Here is a 1,223-nt window from a genome sequence, read left to right on the forward strand (position 1 = left end):
ATTCGTGCGGGTCGGAACTTACCCGACAAGGAATTTCGCTACCTTAGGACCGTTATAGTTACGGCCGCCGTTCACTGGGGCTTCGGTTCACACCTTCGCCTTGCGGCTAAGCGTTCCCCTTAACCTTCCAGCACCGGGCAGGCGTCAGCCCCTATACATCGGATTTCTCCTTAGCAGAGACCTGTGTTTTTGCTAAACAGTCGCTTGGGCCCATTCACTGCGGCCTTTTCGCCTTAGGTTACCCTAAAGCTACTCAGGCACCCCTTCTCCCGAAGTTACGGGGTTAGTTTGCCGAGTTCCTTAACAAGAGTTGTCCCGCTCACCTTAGGATTCTCTCCTCGCCTACCTGTGTCGGTTTGCAGTACGGGCACCCTTGGCCTTGCTAGAGGCTTTTCTTGGCAGTATGGGTTCAGCTGCTTCGTTACTTAAATTTCACTCCCCATCACGCTTCAGCCATGGCCTGACGGATTTGCCTATCAGGCTTGCCTTTGCGCTTGGGCACGCTCTACCAACGGCGTGCTCAGCCTACCCTCCTGCGTCACCCCATTGCTCATAGCGGCCTTAGGTGGCACTGGAATATCAACCAGTTGTCCATCGCCTACGCATTCACTGCCTCGGCTTAGGCCCCGGCTTACCCTGAGCGGACGAGCCTTCCTCAGGAAACCTTAGGCATTCGGTGGACAGGATTCTCACCTGTCTTTCGCTACTTATACCGGCATTCTCACTTCCTGTAAGTCCACACAGCCTTTCGGATGTGCTTCTGCCTTGCAGGAACGCTCCCCTACCACGCAAGCTGTTGCTTGCATCCGCAGCTTCGGTGTAAACCTTTAGCCCCGTTACATTTTCGGCGCAGCACCACTCGACCAGTGAGCTATTACGCACTCTTTGAATGAATGGCTGCTTCTAAGCCAACATCCTGGTTGTCTTCGCGGTACAACATCCTTTCCCACTTAGGTTTACTTAGGGACCTTAGCTGACGGTCTGGGCTGTTTCCCTTTCGACTATGAAGCTTATCCCCCACAGTCTGACTCCTAACTATCGCTCCTCGGCATTCGGAGTTTGATAGGGTTCGGTAACCTTTTCGGCCCCTAGCCCATTCAGTGCTCTACCTCCGAGGGCGTAAAGTTAAGGCTAGCCCTAAAGCTATTTCGGGGAGAACCAGCTATCTCCGTGTTCGATTGGCTTTTCACCCCTACCCACAGCTCATCCCATGACTTTTCAAC

At 53.6% G+C, this 1,223-nt stretch carries 1 rRNA gene; it reads right to left on the reverse strand.

What is annotated here, in order from left to right:
* Positions 1 to 1,223 (reverse strand): 23S ribosomal RNA (locus BUC45_RS05540); the annotation flags it as partial.

It is taken from the genome of Tepidanaerobacter sp. EBM-38, from assembly GCA_001896545.1.
GTDB lineage: Bacteria > Bacillota > Thermosediminibacteria > Thermosediminibacterales > Tepidanaerobacteraceae > Tepidanaerobacter.